At 59.0% G+C, this 19,717-nt stretch carries 20 protein-coding genes, 1 tRNA gene and 2 pseudogenes; 12 read left to right on the top strand and 11 right to left on the bottom strand.

The annotated features are described in order from the left end of the window. Positions 1–124: 124 nt before the first annotated feature. The 4 genes and pseudogenes from IU397_RS10790 to IU397_RS10775 form a co-directional block, all read right to left on the bottom strand. A pseudogene (locus IU397_RS10790) lies at positions 125–2,703 on the bottom strand (ATP-dependent DNA helicase RecQ); the annotation flags it as partial. A gap of 121 nt (positions 2,704–2,824) precedes the next feature. Continuing rightward, positions 2,825–2,980, bottom strand: a pseudogene (locus IU397_RS10785) (transposase); the annotation flags it as partial. 102 nt (positions 2,981–3,082) lie between these two features. After that, complete coding sequence (gene glnA / locus IU397_RS10780) at positions 3,083–4,489, bottom strand: type I glutamate--ammonia ligase (protein WP_204413313.1); 1,407 nt, start codon at positions 4,487–4,489, stop codon at positions 3,083–3,085. Positions 4,490–4,528: 39 nt separating this feature from the next. Next, positions 4,529–4,867, bottom strand: a complete 339-nt coding sequence (locus tag IU397_RS10775) for a P-II family nitrogen regulator (protein ID WP_204413304.1) — start codon at positions 4,865–4,867, stop codon at positions 4,529–4,531. A 510-nt stretch (positions 4,868–5,377) separates the two neighbouring features. Between IU397_RS10775 and IU397_RS10770 the strand changes: the two genes are divergently transcribed. The 8 genes from IU397_RS10770 (at position 5,378) to IU397_RS10735 (ending at position 12,918) form a co-directional block, all read left to right on the top strand. Continuing rightward, on the top strand, positions 5,378–5,926 hold the full coding sequence (locus IU397_RS10770; RefSeq protein ID WP_204413302.1) for a DUF2314 domain-containing protein: 549 nt from the start codon (positions 5,378–5,380) through the stop codon (positions 5,924–5,926). Positions 5,927–5,974: 48 nt separating this feature from the next. Further along, positions 5,975–7,588 (top strand): NAD(P)H-hydrate dehydratase, encoded by a 1,614-nt coding sequence (locus IU397_RS10765; RefSeq protein WP_204413300.1) that lies wholly within the window; start codon positions 5,975–5,977, stop codon positions 7,586–7,588. 130 nt (positions 7,589–7,718) lie between these two features. Further along, positions 7,719–7,803, top strand: a tRNA-Leu gene (locus IU397_RS10760). A 25-nt stretch (positions 7,804–7,828) separates the two neighbouring features. Then, the gene (gene tig / locus IU397_RS10755; protein ID WP_204413298.1) at positions 7,829–9,160 is read left to right on the top strand and encodes a trigger factor; all 1,332 of its coding nucleotides are present in this window, start codon (positions 7,829–7,831) and stop codon (positions 9,158–9,160) included. Positions 9,161–9,353: 193 nt separating this feature from the next. Further along, entirely contained in the window at positions 9,354–9,896 is a 543-nt protein-coding gene (locus IU397_RS10750) for an EF-hand domain-containing protein (RefSeq protein ID WP_204413296.1), read from the top strand. Between the two features lie 132 nt (positions 9,897–10,028). Continuing rightward, positions 10,029–11,048, top strand: a complete 1,020-nt coding sequence (locus IU397_RS10745) for a DUF3500 domain-containing protein (protein WP_204413295.1) — start codon at positions 10,029–10,031, stop codon at positions 11,046–11,048. 90 nt (positions 11,049–11,138) lie between these two features. After that, complete coding sequence (locus IU397_RS10740; RefSeq protein WP_204413294.1) at positions 11,139–12,122, top strand: lysylphosphatidylglycerol synthase transmembrane domain-containing protein; 984 nt, start codon at positions 11,139–11,141, stop codon at positions 12,120–12,122. Next, complete coding sequence (locus IU397_RS10735; protein ID WP_204413293.1) at positions 12,115–12,918, top strand: acyltransferase; 804 nt, start codon at positions 12,115–12,117, stop codon at positions 12,916–12,918. Before IU397_RS10740 ends, IU397_RS10735 begins: the two co-directional genes overlap by 8 nt. 596 nt (positions 12,919–13,514) lie before the next feature. On the opposite strand, the gene IU397_RS10730 is transcribed toward IU397_RS10735, so the two are convergent. Continuing rightward, positions 13,515–14,114, bottom strand: coding sequence for a short chain dehydrogenase (locus tag IU397_RS10730; protein ID WP_204413292.1), 600 nt, complete (start codon positions 14,112–14,114; stop codon positions 13,515–13,517). A gap of 186 nt (positions 14,115–14,300) precedes the next feature. Here IU397_RS10730 and IU397_RS10725 point away from each other — a divergent pair, with 186 nt between their 5' ends. Next, positions 14,301–14,828: a hypothetical protein gene (locus IU397_RS10725; RefSeq protein WP_204413291.1), complete on the top strand. Its 528-nt coding sequence runs from the start codon at positions 14,301–14,303 to the stop codon at positions 14,826–14,828. Between the two features lie 100 nt (positions 14,829–14,928). Here IU397_RS10725 and rplI read toward each other — a convergent pair whose 3' ends face one another. The 3 genes from rplI to rpsF are packed head-to-tail and all read right to left on the bottom strand — an operon-like array spanning position 14,929 to position 16,195. Continuing rightward, a complete protein-coding gene (gene rplI, locus IU397_RS10720; protein ID WP_204413290.1) occupies positions 14,929–15,567 on the bottom strand; it encodes a 50S ribosomal protein L9 in 639 nt (212 codons plus the stop codon). A gap of 12 nt (positions 15,568–15,579) precedes the next feature. Further along, positions 15,580–15,807, bottom strand: a complete 228-nt coding sequence (gene rpsR, locus IU397_RS10715; RefSeq protein ID WP_011569173.1) for a 30S ribosomal protein S18 — start codon at positions 15,805–15,807, stop codon at positions 15,580–15,582. Positions 15,808–15,835: 28 nt separating this feature from the next. Next, positions 15,836–16,195, bottom strand: coding sequence for a 30S ribosomal protein S6 (rpsF, locus tag IU397_RS10710; RefSeq protein WP_204413289.1), 360 nt, complete (start codon positions 16,193–16,195; stop codon positions 15,836–15,838). A 249-nt stretch (positions 16,196–16,444) separates the two neighbouring features. Here rpsF and IU397_RS10705 point away from each other — a divergent pair, with 249 nt between their 5' ends. From IU397_RS10705 to IU397_RS10695, 3 genes are all read left to right on the top strand, one after another. Further along, the gene (locus IU397_RS10705) at positions 16,445–17,017 is read left to right on the top strand and encodes a YceI family protein (RefSeq protein WP_204413287.1); all 573 of its coding nucleotides are present in this window, start codon (positions 16,445–16,447) and stop codon (positions 17,015–17,017) included. A gap of 218 nt (positions 17,018–17,235) precedes the next feature. Beyond that, positions 17,236–18,066 carry a B12-binding domain-containing protein gene (locus tag IU397_RS10700; protein WP_204413285.1) on the top strand — a complete coding sequence of 277 codons (831 nt, stop codon included), beginning with the start codon at positions 17,236–17,238 and terminating at the stop codon, positions 18,064–18,066. 114 nt (positions 18,067–18,180) lie between these two features. Next, complete coding sequence (locus IU397_RS10695; protein ID WP_204413279.1) at positions 18,181–18,579, top strand: hypothetical protein; 399 nt, start codon at positions 18,181–18,183, stop codon at positions 18,577–18,579. Between the two features lie 81 nt (positions 18,580–18,660). On the opposite strand, the gene IU397_RS23285 is transcribed toward IU397_RS10695, so the two are convergent. Genes IU397_RS23285 through IU397_RS23850 form a run of 3 tightly spaced genes read right to left on the bottom strand, consistent with a single transcriptional unit; the run spans position 18,661 to position 19,711 of the window. Then, positions 18,661–19,032, bottom strand: coding sequence for a GFA family protein (locus tag IU397_RS23285; RefSeq protein ID WP_239479722.1), 372 nt, complete (start codon positions 19,030–19,032; stop codon positions 18,661–18,663). A gap of 55 nt (positions 19,033–19,087) precedes the next feature. Continuing rightward, a complete protein-coding gene (locus IU397_RS10685) occupies positions 19,088–19,603 on the bottom strand; it encodes a ubiquinol-cytochrome c reductase iron-sulfur subunit (RefSeq protein WP_204413278.1) in 516 nt (171 codons plus the stop codon). Between the two features lie 15 nt (positions 19,604–19,618). Beyond that, positions 19,619–19,711 carry a ubiquinol-cytochrome c reductase iron-sulfur subunit N-terminal domain-containing protein gene (locus IU397_RS23850; RefSeq protein WP_370541655.1) on the bottom strand — a complete coding sequence of 31 codons (93 nt, stop codon included), beginning with the start codon at positions 19,709–19,711 and terminating at the stop codon, positions 19,619–19,621. Positions 19,712–19,717: the final 6 nt, after the last annotated feature.

The raw sequence follows: 19,717 nt of genomic DNA, 5'->3' as shown, positions 1-19,717 counted from the left end.
GCCTGATGTTCTTTCAATATCCCGATTATCTGTTCTTCACTGAAACGGCTTCTCTTCATCATCTGTCTCCTTCTTGGAGAACAGGCTAACCAAAAACACCGGACATTTCAGGGGAGCAGGTCAACATCTCAGATAAGTGTAATGAAACAACATCGGACTGCCCCGTATCGGGCGCAGCTTCACGCATGACACCGATCAAGCTCTTTTCGAGCGCCGCGGCAGCGGCAAAACGTGCAGAGGAATGCCCTTCAACGCCGACATGTACGAATATCGTGACGGGCATGTCGTTGCGGGCGATCCCGAAGGTTTCCAGGTCTGCCATCGCCTTGTTCAGGTCTTTGGGCCATAGGCCGCTGACCCCACAAAGTTGATCGGTGGAAATCCCTTCGGCAGCGGGCGCATCGATCAAATGCTGGACAATAGCCAATAAAGCCTTGCGCCTGGTCTCTGTGACCTGAGACCCATTCAGCTTCCGCTTTGCCTCAGCAACCGTGCTGAGCGTGAGCGATGACGGATAAACTTGGACGCGGTTTTCTTCCCGTGAAAGCAGCCTCGCCTCTTCTAGCCAAGACACCGCCGTTTTCACCCGCGTGTCATCAGTTGTGCTGTCACGTTGGAAATCCCGTTCCTTTTCTTCCAAGACGATTTCCCCGGAGGTCGCCACGACTTTTCCGGTCTTTCCCGTGCGTTCATCAATCCGCCGGATCGCCTTCAGGATTGCGCCAATCTCATGACGTGTAAGTCGCGACCGGGCCGACAGTTGGAATTGCCGCTCCACGTCATCGACCGCGTAAAGAAGAACGCAATTTGCATCCTCTCGGTCTCGCCCGGCGCGCCCAGCCTCTTGCAGGTAGTTTTCGAGCGATCCGGGAATATCACAATGGACCACAAGACGAATATCCTGCTTGTCGATCCCCATGCCGAAAGCGTTGGTCGCCGCGATGACGCGCAACTCTCCGACACGAAATTTCTCTTGGATGTCCTTCTTCTCGTCGGGGCTCAGCCCAGCATGGAAATGCGCCGCTTCCATCCCCTGATGGGCAAGGAACGCCGCGACACGTTCCGTTGATTTTCGACTGGAACAATAAACGACAGCGCCCGACCGCCCATCCTGCGGCAGCATTTCTGAAATCACATCATAGACGTCACCCAGCTTTGTTTCTCTTCGTGTTGGGCGCACATCAAATGCAAGGTTGTGGCGGGCTGCGCCGCCATCCAATAGAATCAGATCGGCGCCCACACGGCTTTTGAAATGCTCAGAGATATCGCGTACGACCTCAGGCTTCGCCGTGGCGGTCAAGCAAAGAATGGGTGTAGGCGCATCGCCAGAGAACTCTTTTACGAAACGCGAGACATAGCGGTAGTCGGGCCTGAAATCATGCCCCATTTTGAGACGCAATGGGCTTCATCAAGAACCCACAGGCCGATTTCACGTTGTTTTAGCGTGGTGCGTATGGAGGTGCTGCGGAGCTGCTCCGGGGAGATAATCAGGATGGATGCATCGCCCATACGGACTTTCTCCAGTGCATCCTGACGTTCCGGCATGGACATCATGCCATTGACCGTCACCGATGACGAGATGCCGGCGCGCTCCATGCCTTGCACCTGGTCAGACATGAGCGCCACAAGGGGTGATATAACCACGGACAGGGCACCCGTCTTATCAAACTTCGTTAACGCCGGGATCTGATAGCAAACGGATTTACCAGTGCCTGTTGGCAGGATACCTAAAACACTGTTCCCGCCCATGGCCTCATCGACGATGCGTTCCTGCAGCGAATGCCCGCTGGGATCTTGTGGTTGTGGTCTGAATGCATCGAATCCAAACCACCTTTGGAGTGCTGCAACCGGATCATTTTGCTCGGCGCACCACTTGCAGTTCGGATCCTTGCAAGAGGTATCGCGGAGATGCCGTAGGATCAGAGACGCTTCCTTGAATTTGGCGCGAACCCATGGCGGCATAACGGAGTCGCCACCTGAGACTGAGATCCAAGACAACGCATAGGCCATTGACCAACCTATGTTTGCGCGATCCAGACGACTTAGAACCTGCTCAAGACGTTTCTCGCAAACCTTGCTCCTGACGAGACGGCGGATGGCCGTAAACGCTTCCGGCTGCGTTGGCCTCTCAATTCCTCTGACGTGACTGAACACGGCGTCAAATCCGGGCAATAGATCCCCAAGCGTTGTGAGCCAGTGATAAGCCAACACCGCATCGGGGGTGTCTCGGTTGAGTTGATCAAAGGCCTCCAACTGGTTCGCCAAAACCTGAAAGACCAGCTTTGCATCAAGCTCTGGATCATTCAGGTGACCTGCCTGCAATCGCCCGTCATGGTAGTGCTTGACCAAATGGTGATATGGATTGCGCGGAAAGGCGAGCGGGTTCAGCCAAAGTGTATCAATCGGTGCCTGTATTGTCCGCGCCAGGCGTGGTCGTCGCGCCAAAAGATGCGTCATGTCGTGTTGCAGGAGGTTGTGGCCGATTGGGTGTTCAATGCCGTTAAGCGCCTGTTCCAAGCGATCAAACCCTGCTTCAATCCGTTCCCCTTTTGAGACAATTGATCGGCTTTGGTCGAATGGAACCGCCGCAAACGCAAAGATCCGCGCCGTCTTTGGATTGACTTCTAAATCAATCGACAAACACCGCTTCAAAAAGGCGCGATGCTTCTGAGGCAACAAAGATGAGGTATCTGGGTCAATCATTTAGCAAGATGGAATACAAATCTGAGGATGAGTGCAACTGGAACGTCATTGCTGCCAAATGCAGGTCGGACCGCGCAAAGAACGTATTTCGATAGTTTCTTTCGGGTCTAAGTATAGGCCATGTTGACAAATGGCGCATCCAAAGCCGGATAGACGTTACGTCGATAAATCCGAGGTAGCTTTCTGCGGTTTTGTCGTAGCGGGTAGCGATGCGGCGGGCGTTCTTCAGCTTGTTGAAGCAACGCTCCACCATGTTTCGCAACTTGTATAGTCCATGTTCGACACCAAAGCGCAGTTGCGGGTTCAACCGCCCGATATGAAAAGGGCACCCGGTTGGGCGCCCTTTTTTTGAGAGTTTGGTCTTTGACCTGCTGTGGGTTCAGCAGCTGTAGTACAGCTTGAACTCCATCGGGTGCGGGGTGTGTTCGTAGGCGTAGATCTCTTCCCATTTCAGATCCATGTAGCCTTCGATCTGGTCGCGGGTGAAGACATCGCCTGCGAGCAGGAAGTCCATATCGGCTTCCAACTCTTCCATGGCTTCGCGCAGGCTGGCGCAGACCGTCGGGATGCCTTCCAGCTCTTCGGGCGGCAGATCGTAGAGATCCTTGTCCATGGCTTCGCCTGGATGGATCTTGTTCTGGATGCCGTCCAGACCGGCCATCAGCAAGGCAGAGAAACACAGATAGGGGTTGGCAGACGGATCGGGGAACCGTGCCTCGACCCGCTTGGCCTTGGGGCTCTCCGCCCACGGGATCCGCACGCAGCCCGACCGGTTGCGCGCCGAATAGGCGCGCAACACCGGCGCCTCGAAACCCGGGATCAGGCGCTTGTAGCTGTTGGTCGCGGGATTGGTGAAGGCATTCAGCGCCTTGGCATGCTTGAGTATGCCACCAATATAGAACAGGGCCTCGTCCGACAGGTCGGCGTATTTGTCTCCTGCAAACAGCGGAGCGCCGTCTTTCCAGATCGACATGTTCACATGCATGCCTGTGCCGTTATCGCCTGCGATGGGCTTGGGCATGAATGTCGCCGACTTGCCATAGGCGTGGGCGACGTTGTGGATGACATATTTGTACTTCTGCAGCTCATCGGCCTGGGTGACGAGGCTATCGAAGATCAGGCCCAATTCGTGCTGACAACTCGCCACCTCGTGGTGGTGCTTGTCGACCTTCATGCCCATGCGCTTCATGGTGCTGAGCATCTCGGAGCGTAGATCCGTGGCATCATCGACCGGGTTCACGGGGAAATAGCCCCCCTTGACGCCGGGGCGGTGGCCCATATTGCCCATCTCGAACTCGGTATCGGTATTCCAGGAGGCGTCCTGGGCATCCACCTCGTAACTGACCTTGTTCATCTCGACCGAGACGCGGACATCGTCGAACAGGAAAAACTCGGCTTCGGGCCCGAAATATGCCGTGTCACCGATGCCAGAGGATTTCAGGTAAGCTTCTGCCTTTTCGGCGGTGCTGCGCGGGTCACGCTCATAGGCTTCCCCGGTGTCCGGCTCAACGATGGAGCAATGCACGCACATCGTCTTTTCCGCATAGAACGGATCCATATAGGCGCTGGCCGTATCGGGCATCAGCTTCATGTCAGATTGATCGATCGATTTCCAGCCAGCAATGGACGAGCCGTCGAACATGAAACCGTCATCCAGGAAATCCTCGTCCACCTGGTCCGACATGACCGTCACGTGCTGCAGCTTGCCGCGCGGATCCGTGAAACGGATGTCGACGTAATCGACTTCCTCATCCTTGATCGTCTTGAGAACGTCAGCCTTGCTCACTTCCCTATCTCCTTCGTTTGTATCGTTGTTGGTGTTGGGTTACAGCGCGTCTTCGCCATCTTCACCGGTGCGTATCCGGATGGCCTGGCTGACATCGCTGACAAAGATCTTGCCATCGCCGATCTTGTCGGTCTTTGCGGCTTTGATGATCGCATCCACCGCGCCGTCGAGTTGATCATCGGCCAGCACGACCTCGATCTTTACCTTGGGCAGAAAGTCGACCACATATTCGGCGCCGCGATAGAGTTCGGTATGCCCTTTCTGGCGACCGAAACCCTTGACCTCTATGACGCTCAAACCTTGAACGCCAATTTCCTGAAGCGCCTCCTTCACATCATCCAGCTTGAACGGCTTGATGATCGCTTCAATCTTTTTCATGGCCGCTCGACTCCTTGCAGATGTGATCAGGGCTTTGGTGGACCATGATCGCGCCGAGGGAACAATCGGTCGCAGGGAACGGAGTGTTTCGAGGATTGGGGTAATTCTGAGTGCGGCTTAATTTTTATGCGATATGTTTAATTTATGAACTGTATTGAATCGTAGATGGAGATCAGTTCTGGTCGTTTTCAGGACTTATGCCCAAATGCGCGCCATATTCATTGTTTGGCAACGGCTTGCCATGCGGCCTTAACCCCACGGCATGGTTGTCTTTGATGTGCCTTGTGTCACCGAGTCGGCTTTTCGTCACGGCACCAGTTGACCGGTCATTCGCGGATTGCCCGACGGATGGGCGAGTTTGCCCAAAATCCGGTCAAGCGGCGTGGATGGGCCGGGCAGGTCGACTTTGGTCCCATGGTCATCCGCTGAAAGGTCCTGTCGCGGCCATGCTTTCGCCACCATGCTCGCTTGAGCTTCCGATGCAGGTGAATGTAGGAAAGGAGACAGGATATGGCAGCATGGCACGGAACCGCCGGTCTGGCGGGCGGGTTTACCGCGATGGGCCTGATCGCAGGGATCGGCATGGGCATGGCCAGCACGGCAGAGGCCGAGTTGAAGGGTACCCATGTCAGCAACAATGTGGTCGAGCGTGCGGTCAATGACACAGCGATGACCCAGGCGCGCCAGGCCGCGCGCCGCACGCTGGATACGTTTCTGACCGCGGCGCGCACGCAATCGGGCAAATGGCAATCGGCCACGGTTCAGGTCGCGTTGGAGCGTGATGGCGTGGTTGAGCGGATCTGGGTGTCGGGCTTCCAGCGGGTTGCTTTGGCGCGCTACCAGGGCCGACTGGCCAATGAACCGGTGGGGTTAGAGGGTTTGCACCACGGTGATCAGGTTCTGTTCGACCGGAGCCAGATTGAGGATTGGGCCTTTATCCAGGCGGGCCGTGGCTATGGCTTTTTCGGGGTCCGGGCACTGTTGCCGATCATGGATACCGAACAGGCCCGCGGGATGCGCGCCTTTCTTGCGGTCGATCCGCTGCCCAAGGGCTGGTAGCCCGTCTGACGGTGAAATATCATGGTGGTTCATCGCTGGAGCCACCGGATGACCACACTTTTGACCGCCGCGCAGATGCGCGCCATCGAACAGGCCGCCATCACCGCGGGCGAGGTCACCGGCCTCGAACTGATGGAGCGCGCGGGTCGCGGGGTGGTCGAGGCCATCTTGGAACACTGGCCCGACCTGGCAAAAACCAACCACCGCGCGGTGGTGCTGTGCGGCCCCGGCAACAATGGCGGTGACGGTTTTGTGGTCGCGCGCCTGCTGCATCAGCAGGGCTGGGAGGTCGAAGTCTTCCTTTACGGCGACCCCGACAGCCTGCCCGCGGATGCGCGTGCCAATCACGGCACCTGGCGCAATTTGGGGACTGTGACCCAGCTGACCAAGGGTGCTTTGGATGCTGCGATCGACCGTGCCTCGGCCGCGGAAGGTGTGACACAAGATGGCCGTCCCGATCCCCGCTTTGGCCAACGGACACTCTATATTGACGCGTTGTTTGGGACTGGTTTGAACCGTCCCTTGCCCAAGGATCTTGAAGAGGTCCTGCGCCTTGCATGGTTGGATATCTGCTGGGACACCGGGGTGAGCATCGATATTCCCACCGGGATCTCTGCGGATACGGGTCAGCCGACGGGAGGCCATGGATGCTTCAACACGCGCTTGGTCGTGACGTTCCACTTGCCGAAACGCGGACATTACCTTGGTTCATGGGCCTACGATTGTGCTCAGCTGAGTGTCAAAGATATCGGTTTGCGGAGGCGGGACGATGTTGAGGGCGTCACGGTTGATCTGCTCTCGCGTGCTGATTTTTTCATTTCGGACTATACTGGCTTTGCCCTCAACAAGATGGGTGGCCAACACAAATACAGCCATGGTCATGCGCTGATCCTGTCGGGTGGTGTGGGGAAGGGGGGTGCTGCGCGATTGGCGGCACGCGGTGCGCTGCGGATCGGGGCCGGGCTGGTGACGGTGGGCTGTCCTCCGGCGGCTTTGCAGGAGAATGCGGCGCGGTTGGATGCCGTCATGCTCAAAAGCATCCGGGACGCAGCTGCGCTTGAAGAGATCCTCTCAGATCCGCGGATCAATGCGCTGTGTCTTGGCCCTGGCCTCGGCACCGGCGCGCGGGAGGCTGATGTGGTGCGGGTTACCTTGGCCGCTGATCGCAGCACTGTGCTTGATGCCGATGCGCTGACTTTGATTGCCGCTGCCCCCGGTCTGTTTGCGGCGCTCCACAGCGGATGTGTGCTGACGCCCCATGCGGGCGAGTTCGCGCGGCTCTTCCCTGACATCGCCGAAAAACTGTCCGCCCCCGCCACCAAGGGCCCCGCCTATTCCAAGGTCGATGCAACGCGGGAGGCGGCAAAGCGGGCTGGTTGCACCGTGCTGTTCAAGGGGCCCGATACGGTGATCGCAGAACCGGGTGGGCGCTGCGTGATCAACGCCGCCCTTTATGATCGCGCGGCCCCTTGGCTGGCCACCGCCGGATCAGGCGATGTGCTGGCCGGGTTCATTACCGGTCTGTTGGCGCGTGGGGTCGACAATGCGGTCGAAATGGCGGCGTGGCTGCATGTGGAATGTGCCCGCGCGTTTGGGCCGGGATTGATTGCCGAAGATCTGCCGGAAGAGCTGCCAAAGATTTTTCGGGCCTTGGGCCTGTGACACGGATCGAATTCTTGCAAACATGGCGTGAAACGGGCCTTGGGGTGCGTTTTTGCTCTCGCATCCGGGCGCACCCTTTGCTAGGAAGCGCCGACTTCGGGGCAGTCTTTGACTGCCCCTCATGCATCATGCGGGTGTGGCGGAATTGGTAGACGCACCAGATTTAGGTTCTGGCGCCGCAAGGCGTGGGGGTTCAAGTCCCTTCACCCGCACCATAAACAATAAACGAAGGGGATACCGATGCAGGTTTCCGAGACCCTGAATGACGGCCTGAAGCGCGGCTACCAGATCACCATCACCGCAGCAGAGCTGGAGGCCAAGGTCACCGAAAAGCTGACCGAGGCGCAGCCCGAGGTCGAGATGAAGGGGTTTCGCAAGGGCAAGGTCCCCCTGGCGCTGTTGAAAAAGCAGTTCGGTCCCCGGCTGTTGGGCGAGGCGATGCAGGAAGCCGTCGATGGCGCGATGAGCAGCCATTTTGAGGAAACCGGCGACCGCCCGGCGATGCAGCCCAAGGTCGAGATGAAGGGCGAGAACTGGAAAGAGGGCGACGATGTCGAGGTCGACATGTCCTACGAGGCGCTGCCCGATATCCCGGAGATCGAACTGGGCGATATCGCGTTAGAGCGTCTGGTGGTGAAGTCCGACGAGGCCTCCGTGACCGAGGCGCTGGATGAATTGGCGGGTCAGGCCAAGAACTTCAAGGAGCGCAAGAAGGGTACCAAGGCCAAGGACGGCGATCAGGTTGTCATGGATTTTGTTGGCAAGGTCGATGGCGAGGCATTTGAAGGTGGCACGGCCGAGGATTTCCCGCTGGAGCTGGGATCGGGGCAATTCATCCCGGGTTTTGAAGAGCAACTGGTCGGTGTGAAGGCCGGTGAGGAAAAGTCGGTCGAGGTGACCTTTCCAGAGGAATATCAGGCCGAGCATCTGGCGGGCAAACTGGCGGTGTTCGATTGCACCATCAAGGAGGTCAAGGAACCTGCGGCGGCTGAGATCGACGATGAGTTGGCCAAGAAATTTGGCGCCGATGATCTGGAGGCGCTGAAGACCCAGATCGGGGAGCGGCTGGAAGCGGAATATACCGGTGCGGCGCGCGCGATCATGAAGCGGGCCTTGCTGGATACGCTGGATGAGAAGGTTAGCTTTGACCTGCCGCCCAGCCTGGTGGATGCGGAAGCTGGACAGATCGCGCACCAGCTGTGGCATGAAGAAAACCCCGAGGTTGAGGGACATGATCACCCCGAGATCGAAGCGACGGATGAACATAGGTCCCTGGCCGAGCGTCGGGTCCGCCTTGGCCTGTTGCTGGCTGAGCTGGGCAACAAGAACAATGTCGAGGTGAGCGATGCCGAGATGACCCAGGCGGTGATGAATCAGGCGCGTCAATATCCCGGTCAGGAGCGTCAGTTCTTTGAGTTCGTGCAGCAGAACCCGCAGATGCAGCAGCAGATGCGCGCGCCGATCTTTGAGGACAAGGTTGTCGATTTCATCTTTGAACTGGCCAAGATCGAGGACAAGGAAACCGACAAGGACGCGTTGAAGGCGGCTGTCGACGCGTTGGACGACGAGTGACGGGATAGGGGCGGACGCTCTTGGCTGCGCCAAGACGCCCCGCCCACCATCCCTTGGAAAGCCGCCCTTTTGGGGGCGGCTTTTTGTTGGGTGCTATTTCGACGGAAGTGGGTGGGGCCCGCGTTTGAGGAGGGTAAATGCCTGCGGCGCCGGTTCTCTTCGGTGGCCAGGCCCTCTGGACGAAGGATCTGTTATGAAAATGTTGACCTACAAGACCGCGTTGATCGTTTCCGTTGCTGTCACCCTGACGGCGGCAGCTGCATTGGCCCAATCCCCCCGACCGGCTTTCGGTGACACACAAGGCGTCGAACGGGTGGAACGCGCGCAATTCCGGGGCGGTGATCACCGCCATGGAGGACGGCAGGGGGAGCGTCGCGTTCGCGCCCGGTTGGAACGGTTGTTGGAAACCTTCGATAGCAATGCCGATGGTGGCGTCACCCAGGAAGAGATCACCGAGACACGGCAGGCGCAATTGGCTGAATTTGACGCCAACCAGGATGGTTCGCTTGACCTGACCGAATATGAGGCACTGTGGCTGAGTGTCATGCGCGACCGCATGGTGGACAGGTTTCAGGCCCATGATGACGACGGAGATGGTGCAGTGACAGCGGCGGAGTTCGAGGAGGAATTTGCCCGCCTCGTCAATCGGTGGGACCGCAACGGCGATGGTGTGTTGAATGCCGATGACCGGCGCGATGGTGGCCGCGGGGCAGAGGCCCCCGAAGCCGACGAGTAAGACCGCAATCGGGCATCAACCCGATGTGAGCAAGAAGACGGTGCCCGCGCCTTTCCCCTGTGGCGCGGGCACGGTATTATGGCGCCACCAATTCAGATTTCAGGCCATGAGGATGCGATGACGGACCGATTCATGCCCCGCCCCACACGCCGCGTTGTGCTGGCGGGGGCTGCCGCCACTGCAACTGCCACGGCTTGGCCCCGGATCGGGCGGGCCGCCGGGATCGGCACCGATATGTGCAGCCGGGCGGAAAGCTGGCTGAGCAGCCTGTCCGATACCCAGCGCGCCGCCGCGATGTTTGATTTCGATGACCCGCAGCGATTGGCCTGGACGTTCATGTACGGCTCCCAACCCGCGCCTGGCATCCGGCTGGAACAGATGACGGCGGCGCAAAAGGATGGCGCGTTGGAGGTGCTGGCGACGGGGCTGAGCACCGAAGGGTTTCAGACCGCGCTCAACATCATGCTGCAGCAGGACATCCTGCGCGATGAGTGGAGCAAAGGCAGCGCAGATCGCAATCGGGAGCGGTTTTCGCTGATGATCTTTGGCACGCCTACTGCCGATACGCCATGGGCCTGGCGGTGGGAGGGGCATCACCTGTCGCTCACCTATACGTTGATCGGGGAGGAAGTGATTTCGGTCACGCCGTCGTCCTTTTCGTCGGAGCCCAATACCGTGCCCTCCGGCCCCCATCGCGGGCTGGTCGTATTGCCAGATGAAGAAAGCCTGGGCCGCGCACTTTACACTGACCTGAATGCGGTCAACAAAAGTGTCGCGTTGTTGGAGGAGCGGTCATTTGGCAACATTCTGACAACGGCAGGCAATGAAGGTCGCATAAGTGCCCCGGCGGGTGTGCCCCTTGGGGATCTGCCTGCGGTACAGATGGATATCGCCCGGCGCCTGCTGGATGTTTATACTGTCGATCATCTGCCCGGTACGCTGGCCGAAGGGCAGGCGGCCCGGATTGCGGGGGAGGATCTGACAGCCGTGCGGTTTGGTTGGGCCGGGCCCAACGAACGCGATGCCTCCATGTATTACCGCCTCCATGGCGAGACCTTCCTGATCGAGTTCGCGACCTTGCGTAATCAGCCGGAACATCACCACGCGATCCGCCACGATCTGACTCGCAATTTCGGGGCGCATCGGCTGTAGCAGTCGGGGGGACACAGCGTTGCGCGATCTGTATCTCTCTTTTTCCGTCCTGCCGGCTGTGGTAAACCACCTTCGGTAGAAGGTATTTTAATGACCAAGTCACAGCTGTTTTTTGCGGCCAAGCTTTTGTTGGGCTTTGCCTTGATCGCCGTTCTTTTGATGCAGGGCGATGTGTTGCAGCAAACCTTGCAGGTTCTGTCGCAGCTTGATCTGATCGGCGTCGCACTGGTCCTGTTGATGCCCATCCCCCTGGTCTGGGCGAGCTGCATCAAATGGCAATTGCTGCTGAATTACCGGGATATCCGTGTTGGTCTGGCACCGCTGATGCGGTTCTACACGGTTGGCTATTTCTTTAACAACTTCCTGCCCAGCAGCCTGGGTGGGGATGCTGCGCGGTCGTACCTGGTGGGCAAGCGCATCGGGTCGCAGACCGAATCCTTGGCCGCTGTGGTATTGGAGCGTCTGACCGGCCTTGTCACCTTGGTGGCGCTGGCCTTCATCGGTTTCGTGGCGACACCGGCGATCCATGGTGATGTTTTGGTGACCGGATCCCTGACGATCCTTGGGGTAGGTTGCGTCGTGCTGATGGCGCTGATCTGGGCCCCGCAGCGCCTGGTTGGGCCGCTTGAGACGGGTTTGGTCCGGGTACCGCTGGTGGGCAAGGTCGTTGCCAAGCTCAGCCAGATGCGCGCCGCGATGCAGACCTTTTGGGGCGCGCCCCGGGTGGTCGGTCTGTCGCTGCTTTATTCCTTTGGCTACCACGCGTTAACCGTCGTCAATGTCTATGTGGCAGCCCGCGTGCTGGGGATCGAGGTCAGCTTTATCGGGCTTTGCGCCGTCACACCGATCATTCTGGTCATCGCCGCGCTGCCGACCACGCCGGGCAGTATCGGCGTTTGGGAATGGGCCTATTCGGTACTGCTGCTGCCCATCGGCGCGGAATTGGAACAGGGGCTGGCTATCGCACTGGTCTTGCGGGGGCAGCTTTTGTTCGCCTCCCTGGTGGGTGGTGTGTTGTATTTGGCCGAGCGGCGGGCGCCGGCACCACAGGATTTGGAAAAAGCGGATGGATGACAAGGCATTGACAGATCAGGCAAAATCTTCGGGTGAGATCAGCTATAAGGTGCAGGATGAGGTCGCGGGCCGCAAAACCTCGGCCATGCAGAAATACCAGGATATGGTGATTGGCTCCCGCTCCGTCTGGGCGCTGATCAAGTATGAGCTGATCATGCTGCTGGTCTGTTCCATGCCGGGCGCGTTGGGGTTGGTGCTCCGCGGCAAGCTTTACCCGCTGATCCTGGGCCGCGTGGGGCGGGGCGTTGTGTTTGGGCGCAATGTCTCGTTCCGGCATCCGCACAAGATCACCTTTGGGGACGGGGTGATCGTCGATGACAACGTGATGATGGATGCCAAGGGCGAGACGAATGAAGGCATCCTCATCGCCAATGACTGCTTCATCGGGCGCAACTCGATCCTCAGCTGCAAGAATGGGACGATTGAACTGGGGGAACGGGCGAATATCGGTTTCAATGCCGAGGTCTTTTCCTCGACCCGTGTTCTGATCGGCCCCGACACGCTGATCAGCGCCTATTGTTACGTCGTGGGCGGCGGCAATTATGATCCGGAGCGGGTGGACGTGCCCATCAACCGCTCCCTACGCGAAGACCGCGCCCAGGGGATTACGCTGGAGGGCAATATCTGGATCGGCACCCATTCCGTCCTGCGCGACGGCGCCCATATCGGGGCAGGCACGGTGGTGGCCGCGGGGTCCGTGGTGAATGATCCGATGCCCGGCTGGTCCATCGTCGCGGGCACCCCCGCCAGGGTCCTGCGGGAACGCCCACCGGTAGAAACGTCCGAGCCCAAGTGATCAATCGGCCATGGGGACCCTGAGCGCGTATCGCCAGACGGCGATGATCGGCGACCAGAGTTTACCAAGCTGAAGCGCCCCTTTGTGCGATCTCAAAATCTTCGTCACTGTTGCACCAGATGATGCTCCAACAACGGGCCAAGTTCACTTTTGCCATGGCGGCAAAGCGGTGGTTCGCATCCCTGATGATCAACGATCCAGACTGCCACTCCGTGATGAGAGGCGGCAGAGCATCAGGCCTGTTGAGACGGCCCGCGATGCATGTGACCGTGGTGGACCATGTATCGGGCGGCACAGGATACTTCATCGTTGTTTCCGGTCCGCAGTACCTTTGCAGCGCATCGAGCGGAGCATGAACCGGGCCAATCCAGTAACGTCGATATTGTTTCAGACCGGATCGCAGACTGGCATTGGCCCAATCGCCAGTGGCCAGATATCGGTCGCCCCAATGGTCCAGGGCGCCCTTCTGTGATGCCAATTGACAGGAGCTAAGATCAAATACAGTCACGTCGCCGTTCCAAATGACGGGCAGATCGATGCCTGGGGAGATGGAGATTCTGTCAGTTTGTCTATCACACGCGGACGGTTGAGGTGGGTTACTCAACGATGATGACCTGTCCGGTGATAGCCCCTTCGACGCTTTTGGCATAGGCGCGCCCGACGCGTTTAGAGGGGACGGGATCATGACCGGGAAACCACGCGCCGTAGCGCGGAACAGAGACATCCGACAGGCCCGGGCTAACCACGTTGATCCGCTGGCCCGGTGGCAACTCAATCGCGGCGCCTGTGACGAAACCGGCAAGGGCGCCGTTGGCCGCCGCGGCTCCGGTCCCCATGCGGATCGGGTCACGGTCCAGAACGCCGCTGGTCAGAGTGAACGATCCGCCCTCGGCGATCCGTTCGATCCCGGCGAGCACCAGGTTGACCTGTCCCATCACCTTGTTGCGCAGGCCGACCATGAATGTCTCTTCCGTGAAGTCCGACAACGGGCCGAAATGGACATCCCCGGCGGTGGAGATGACGGCATCAACAACCCCCACGGTATCATACATCGCATCGACAGAGGCCCGGTTGGCCAGGTCCACCTGCACGTCGCCGCTCTTGCGTCCGACCTTTATGATGTCGTGCCGCGCGCCCAGCTCTGCACAGGCGGCGCGCCCGATATCGCCCGCAGCCCCTACCACGATGATCTTCATCTCTGATCCTCCATCCGTGTCGCTGGTATCCTGGGCCCGTGACCTCTTGATGCGCAAACGAAAAGCCGGTCCGCGTTCAGCGTTCGATGGCCGGGACATGTACCCTCTGGCACAGTCCACTTCATCTGACGGAGAAAACACCATATATCTTGGTGAGACAAACACGCGGCAGAATGAGGATCTCTCATGTCGGATATCCGTTACGGTTTTCATCAGGGCGCTGATTTTGATCAGGGATGGCATCCCGCATTTGCGGCCAAGCTGAACCTGGGCGTTTTCGACGATCTGCCGCCGGATGACGGCAATCAGATCCTTTTTGAGGAGGATCAGGCCCGCGACGCTGCCGTATACGACGGCGACAAAACCGTTCCGATAGATACGACAGAACACCGGGGGGCTGACCCTCGAACCGGCAGCGAGGGGGCCCGGGCAATGGTGACCGTTGGCGTGGCTGTCTCGCTCGACTTGCTGTTAACGGGGGAACAGGGGCTGGCGGTCATGGCCTCTGCCGAGAACTTTGATTTCCTGCCGTTCCGGATTGGAACTGTGGAGGAGGTCGAGTTTTCCGACATGATGGTCGATATAGCCGTGCTGTTCCAGGCCGCCGCACCTGTTGAGCCGTTATATGTTGATGAGCTGATGCCAGCCGATGTCGAGACCCCGGATCAGGTGGATCAGCCACCTGCGGAAGAGGCGACAGAGACCACGGCTTGACGTCACACAACTGAACTCTGGCGGGGTTGGACAGAGCGATATCACATTAAAAAGGCCGCATCTGATGACGCGGCCTCGATGGTTTCGTCAGAAGACCTGTTTAGTCTTCGATGGGTTCGTTCGGGGCGTCCTGGTCGGGGCCACTCTCTGACGGCGCATCGGCCCGCAGATCGTCATCCATGCCAGCTGCACCGATATCGTCGAACAGTTCCGCAATCTCGAACTCTGCCTCAGCTTCGGCTTCGGCGGCAAGTTCCTGAATGGATTTGCCCGACGCTTGCAGCTCGGCCTCTTCCTCGGACCGGGCGACGTTCAGGATGATCGTCACTTCGACCTCGGGGTGCAGGCGCACTTCAACATCGTGCAAACCCAGATCCTTGATCGGGCGACCCAACGCGATTTGCTTTTTGTCGACCGTGAACCCACCGGCAGTAGTGGCCTCGGCCGCATCACGGGGTGTGACCGAACCATACAAAGCCCCCGCGTCAGAGGCGGAGCGAATCACGATGAACTGCTGACCATCCAGAGTTTCGGCCATCTTCTCGGCCTCTTTCCGGGTTTCCAGGTTCTGCGCTTCAAGCTGTGCTTTCTGGGTTTCGAACTGAGCGATGTTGTGTTCGTTTGCGCGCATCGCTTTGCCCTGGGGCAACAGGAAGTTGCGGGCATACCCGTCCTTGACCTTCACCACTTCGCCCATCTGGCCCAGTTTGGCCACGCGTTCCAAAAGGATAACGTCCATTGGTCTGTCTCCTTACTTCACGGCGTAGGGCAGTAGCGCCAGGAAGCGGGCGCGTTTGATGGCACGGGCCAGCTCACGCTGCTTTTTGGCGGATACGGCGGTGATACGGCTGGGCACGATCTTGCCACGCTCGCTGATGTAGCGTTGCAGCAGACGTGTGTCCTTGTAGTCGATCTTGGGCGCATTGTCGCCAGAGAATGGGCAGACCTTGCGGCGGCGGAAAAATGGTTTTGATGCCATATCTTACAATCCTTTCTTAAACCGAAATTCAGCGACGGTCGCGGCGGTCGCCACGATCCCGGTCGTCACGCTTTTGCATCTGCACGGACGGACCTTCGGGATGTGCGTCGACCTTGATGGTCAGCACGCGCATCACGTCATCATGCAGGCGCATCAGGCGCTCCATCTCCTGGATGGCGGGTGCGGGCGCATCGGTTTTGAGAAAGGCATAGTGGCCCTTGCGGTTCTTGTTGATCTTGTAGGCCATCGTTTTGACACCCCAATATTCGTGCTCAACGACGGTGCCGCCGTTGTCAGCCAGAACGGTGCCAAAATGTTCGATCAATCCCTCGGCCTGTGTGTTCGACAGGTCCTGACGGGAAATAAAGACATGCTCATAGAGCGGCATGCGCGGTTTCCTTTTGCTATAGCGGGCTTCACCGACCGGATAATCCTTCGCCCCCGGTCCCGAGGGGCTCCGCTGACAGAATAAATGCGAAGGATGGCGCGTTATACCGATGCAAGATCGCATTGCAAGCATCCCGGGTACCTCAGCATCGGTGAACACATTCTGTTCAACTGTGATGAGTTGCTTTGGGGCCTGTTCGCGTCATCTTGCCACACACCGATGCTTACAAACCACGGAGCCCTTGAGCCAATGAAGCACCTACTGATTGCCGCAGCCCTGTCCACCGCTGCCACCGTCGCTGTCGCCGCCCCCGAAAAGTACGACCTGGATGCGAGCCACAGCCAGATCCTGTTCTCATATAACCACCTTGGGTTTTCCACGACCTATGGCATGTTCTCCGGCTTTGAAGGGGAGATCATGTTCGACAAGGAAGAGCCCGGCAATTCGACGGTGAACGTCTCGATGCCCGTCAAGTCCATGTTTACCGGGTGGGAACAGCGCGACGCGCATTTCATGGATGCCGACTTCTTTGGCGCCACGGATGAGGATCTGGTGACCTTCACCTCAACCGCGATCGAAGTGACCGGCGAAGACACGGCCAAGATCACGGGCGACCTGACCATGAATGACGTCACCAAATCGGTAGTGCTTGATGCGCGCATGAATTCGATTGGCGAACACCCGATGCAGAAAAAGGCATGGGTTGGCTTTGATGCGACCACAACATTGATGCGGTCCGATTTTGGTGTTGGCGCCTTTGCACCGGCTGTCAGTGACGAGGTTGAGGTCGTGATCTCGATCGAGGCTGGCAAAGCCGAATAACTCAAAATCCAGCCGCAGGATCCAGGGCCGTCCGGTTTCGGGCGGCCTTTCTTGTTGGGTCGTACCGGCTTGGCCCTTCATTTGTTTGGACAAATGAAAGTTTTTTGTCGCTGACCAAGGATTGGGCCCCCTCGCTCCTTGCGACAACAGGATCCCTGTGTCAGCGTATCGGTACACCACGACATGCCGAAAATACGTCTTCGTTCAGGAGCTACGCTATGGCGGGAAAGTCGTTGAAGGGTGATCAGTTCGACCGGGCGGCCTATCAAGAGGCGTCGTCCCGGTTCATTTCGTTAAAATCACACCTGCCGGAACAGGCGGTTCATGCCCTGGCGGCAGAGGTGATACAGCGGGTCGCCGCCCGGGCGGGCGGTGGCGCAGGGGTGCAGGACGGTGTGTCGTCTTTGGATCAGGTCGATCACCTGGCCTATGCCCTGATCGACGGGGAGGCCGAGGCGGCGCTGGATTTTGTCACTGCCTTGAGCGCGCGCGGGATGCCGGTGGAGGAGATCTATCTGTCATATCTCGGCGGGGCCGCCCGCAGGTTGGGGGAATGGTGGACCGACAACCACGTCTCGTTTCTGGATGTCACGCAAGGGACGGCGCGGATCTATGGCATCCTGCGCGTGCTGGACAAAGTTCAGGGCGGCCCGGTCATGCATACGCAGAAATGCGCCCTCTTTGCTTCGACGCCAAATGACACCCATACGCTTGGGGTTCGGATGGCGGCCGATCTGTTTCGACGACACGGATGGGAGATCGACCTGGTGATGGATCTGGGCCATGCCGAGTTGGTCGCCCGGATCAGTGGGGCCGGTTTTCGCATCATCGGGCTGTCGGCTGCGGGGCAACATGCCGTTCCGGCGTTGGCGCGTCTGGTGATGGCCCTTCGGATCAACCAGCCCGATGCGCTGATCTTTGTCGGGGGTGCATTGGTCAACGACGCGCCTGACCTGGTGCGCGACCTTGCGCCCGATGGCACGGCGACGACTGTGCCTGACGCGTTTGAGGTGATGGACAGCCTGTGGGCGCAACTGGCCAAGCCGTAAGCTCTGCACCAGCGAAATGACCCAACCGCCATAGCCACATCTGGCCGCGAGGAACTGGCCATGACCGCCCATCCTCGATAGACCATCGTTCAGACCAATGGGACAGGACCGACGATGGCACGACACGGAGCAGGTGGAACAGAAGGTGGGACAGGCAGCTTTCTGCTGGGCCTTATCATGATGTGCGCGGGGGGGTACCTGTTGTTACGCGGCATCGTCGTGCGCCCGAACTTTGGCTTTGGCACGCCGGTCTTTGCGGTGGGGCAGTTTCCCATCACCAGCGGCATGGTGCTGGTCCCGTTCATGTTTGGCGTCGGCATGATCTTTTACAATGGCCGCAATATCATCGGTTGGCTTTTGGCGGTCGGATCCATCGTGGCGCTCATCTTTGGTGTGATCACCAGTATCGATTTGCGACTGGTGTCGATGACGGCCTTTGATCTGCTGGTGATCCTGATCCTGCTGGTGGGCGGGATCGGCCTGTTCCTGCGCTCGTTACGCAATTTCGGATAGGCCGGAGCGGGGCTGGCCGTCTCCCGGGCATATCTTGGTCCGTCAAATGAATGGCGCGTGACAAAGATTGCGCGGCAGGGTTCAGTCGTCATCCTCCAGAAAGGTCCAGGTCTCTGCGCCATCGAAATGCCGGACAGGCACCTGATTGATCACCTCCGGATCGGCCAGCATCAGGTTAACGGCGATTTTTCCCTGACCCGGATCAACCCGCATCGCCCAATGGGTCGTCGCACCGCAGGTCGCACAGGAGTGAAAGGCCAGCGCGCGGTCGCCGTGGGAATATCTGACCAACGCATCCTCCGCTGCGGTAAAGGTGACCCGCGCGGCATCGGCATAGATCCAGACCGCGCCGAGTTTGCGGCAGATCGAACAGTTGCACCGCGTGGCCGCGGTCGGTTGATCATCAAAGGCGTAGGTCACCGCACCGCAATGGCAGGATCCCTGTATTGGCATGGTCGGTCCTCCCTGAATATTCAGGGCGTGGTTTAGCATGGTCTGGCGGTGGCCGTCAGCCTCGGTCGCTTGGCCCGAACAGCAGATCATCGATCTTGTGGCGGTTGGGCCCGGCCCCATGCGGCAGCAAGCGCACCTGATGATCCGACAAAACGCGGTAGCGCGGAATGGCAAGGTTGCGGGGGGCGATACCCTTTCGAATACGGCCCAGCACGTCATAATGCGCCGCGCAGCAGGGGCAGAACCAGCCATCAAAATCCCCGCTATCCAGAATGGGCACACAGCCTCGCCGCGTACACCGTCCGGTCACGATGACAATGGCATGGCCTGCAACCATGCGGGTGTCTTGGTGCGCCAACAGACCGGCAGAGAGGTTGGCATTGCGGGCCAGCGGATTATACAGGTTTTCGGCTGCAATCTGCTCCCTGGCCTCGTCCCGTTGGGCGGGTGTCAGGTGGCGCACAAAAACAGGTTCGTTTTCGGAGATGACCGTTTGTTGGGTGCCCGGAGCGATCTTGTCCAACCGGATAACAGGGCCCTGTCTGCCGGCTACGGTCGCATCGGGGGCCATGCTTTGCAATATTCCTCAAAGCCCCGCACCGACCGCCACGGCCCCGAAACTGGCGGTGGCGTAATGCAGAAAGCTGCGGCGTGACGGGTGGCTATTAAGGCACGCCATGGCAGC

Source organism: Actibacterium sp. 188UL27-1, from assembly GCF_016901225.1.
In the GTDB taxonomy this organism is placed as follows: Bacteria; Pseudomonadota; Alphaproteobacteria; order Rhodobacterales; family Rhodobacteraceae; genus 188UL27-1.
Note: the sequence above shows the minus strand (reverse complement) of the source record. Positions and strands in the feature narration are given on the sequence as shown.

What these genes read in the sequence shown, in the direction of transcription:
- IU397_RS10725 (WP_204413291.1), top strand. Translation starts at nt 14,301, where the DNA reads ATGTCGGATATCCGTTACGGTTTTCATCAGGGCGCTGATTTTGATCAG.
- IU397_RS10765 (WP_204413300.1), top strand. Translation starts at nt 5,975, where the DNA reads ATGACCACACTTTTGACCGCCGCGCAGATGCGCGCCATCGAACAGGCC.
- IU397_RS10685 (WP_204413278.1), bottom strand. Translation starts at nt 19,603, where the DNA reads ATGGCCCCCGATGCGACCGTAGCCGGCAGACAGGGCCCTGTTATCCGG.
- IU397_RS10750 (WP_204413296.1), top strand. Translation starts at nt 9,354, where the DNA reads ATGAAAATGTTGACCTACAAGACCGCGTTGATCGTTTCCGTTGCTGTC.
- IU397_RS10735 (WP_204413293.1), top strand. Translation starts at nt 12,115, where the DNA reads ATGGATGACAAGGCATTGACAGATCAGGCAAAATCTTCGGGTGAGATC.
- IU397_RS10745 (WP_204413295.1), top strand. Translation starts at nt 10,029, where the DNA reads ATGCCCCGCCCCACACGCCGCGTTGTGCTGGCGGGGGCTGCCGCCACT.
- IU397_RS10730 (WP_204413292.1), bottom strand. Translation starts at nt 14,114, where the DNA reads ATGAAGATCATCGTGGTAGGGGCTGCGGGCGATATCGGGCGCGCCGCC.
- IU397_RS10695 (WP_204413279.1), top strand. Translation starts at nt 18,181, where the DNA reads ATGGCACGACACGGAGCAGGTGGAACAGAAGGTGGGACAGGCAGCTTT.
- IU397_RS23850 (WP_370541655.1), bottom strand. Translation starts at nt 19,711, where the DNA reads ATGGCGTGCCTTAATAGCCACCCGTCACGCCGCAGCTTTCTGCATTAC.
- IU397_RS10775 (WP_204413304.1), bottom strand. Translation starts at nt 4,867, where the DNA reads ATGAAAAAGATTGAAGCGATCATCAAGCCGTTCAAGCTGGATGATGTG.
- tig (WP_204413298.1), top strand. Translation starts at nt 7,829, where the DNA reads ATGCAGGTTTCCGAGACCCTGAATGACGGCCTGAAGCGCGGCTACCAG.
- IU397_RS10700 (WP_204413285.1), top strand. Translation starts at nt 17,236, where the DNA reads ATGGCGGGAAAGTCGTTGAAGGGTGATCAGTTCGACCGGGCGGCCTAT.
- IU397_RS10740 (WP_204413294.1), top strand. Translation starts at nt 11,139, where the DNA reads ATGACCAAGTCACAGCTGTTTTTTGCGGCCAAGCTTTTGTTGGGCTTT.
- IU397_RS23285 (WP_239479722.1), bottom strand. Translation starts at nt 19,032, where the DNA reads ATGCCAATACAGGGATCCTGCCATTGCGGTGCGGTGACCTACGCCTTT.
- rplI (WP_204413290.1), bottom strand. Translation starts at nt 15,567, where the DNA reads ATGGACGTTATCCTTTTGGAACGCGTGGCCAAACTGGGCCAGATGGGC.
- rpsF (WP_204413289.1), bottom strand. Translation starts at nt 16,195, where the DNA reads ATGCCGCTCTATGAGCATGTCTTTATTTCCCGTCAGGACCTGTCGAAC.
- IU397_RS10705 (WP_204413287.1), top strand. Translation starts at nt 16,445, where the DNA reads ATGAAGCACCTACTGATTGCCGCAGCCCTGTCCACCGCTGCCACCGTC.
- IU397_RS10770 (WP_204413302.1), top strand. Translation starts at nt 5,378, where the DNA reads ATGGCAGCATGGCACGGAACCGCCGGTCTGGCGGGCGGGTTTACCGCG.
- rpsR (WP_011569173.1), bottom strand. Translation starts at nt 15,807, where the DNA reads ATGGCATCAAAACCATTTTTCCGCCGCCGCAAGGTCTGCCCATTCTCT.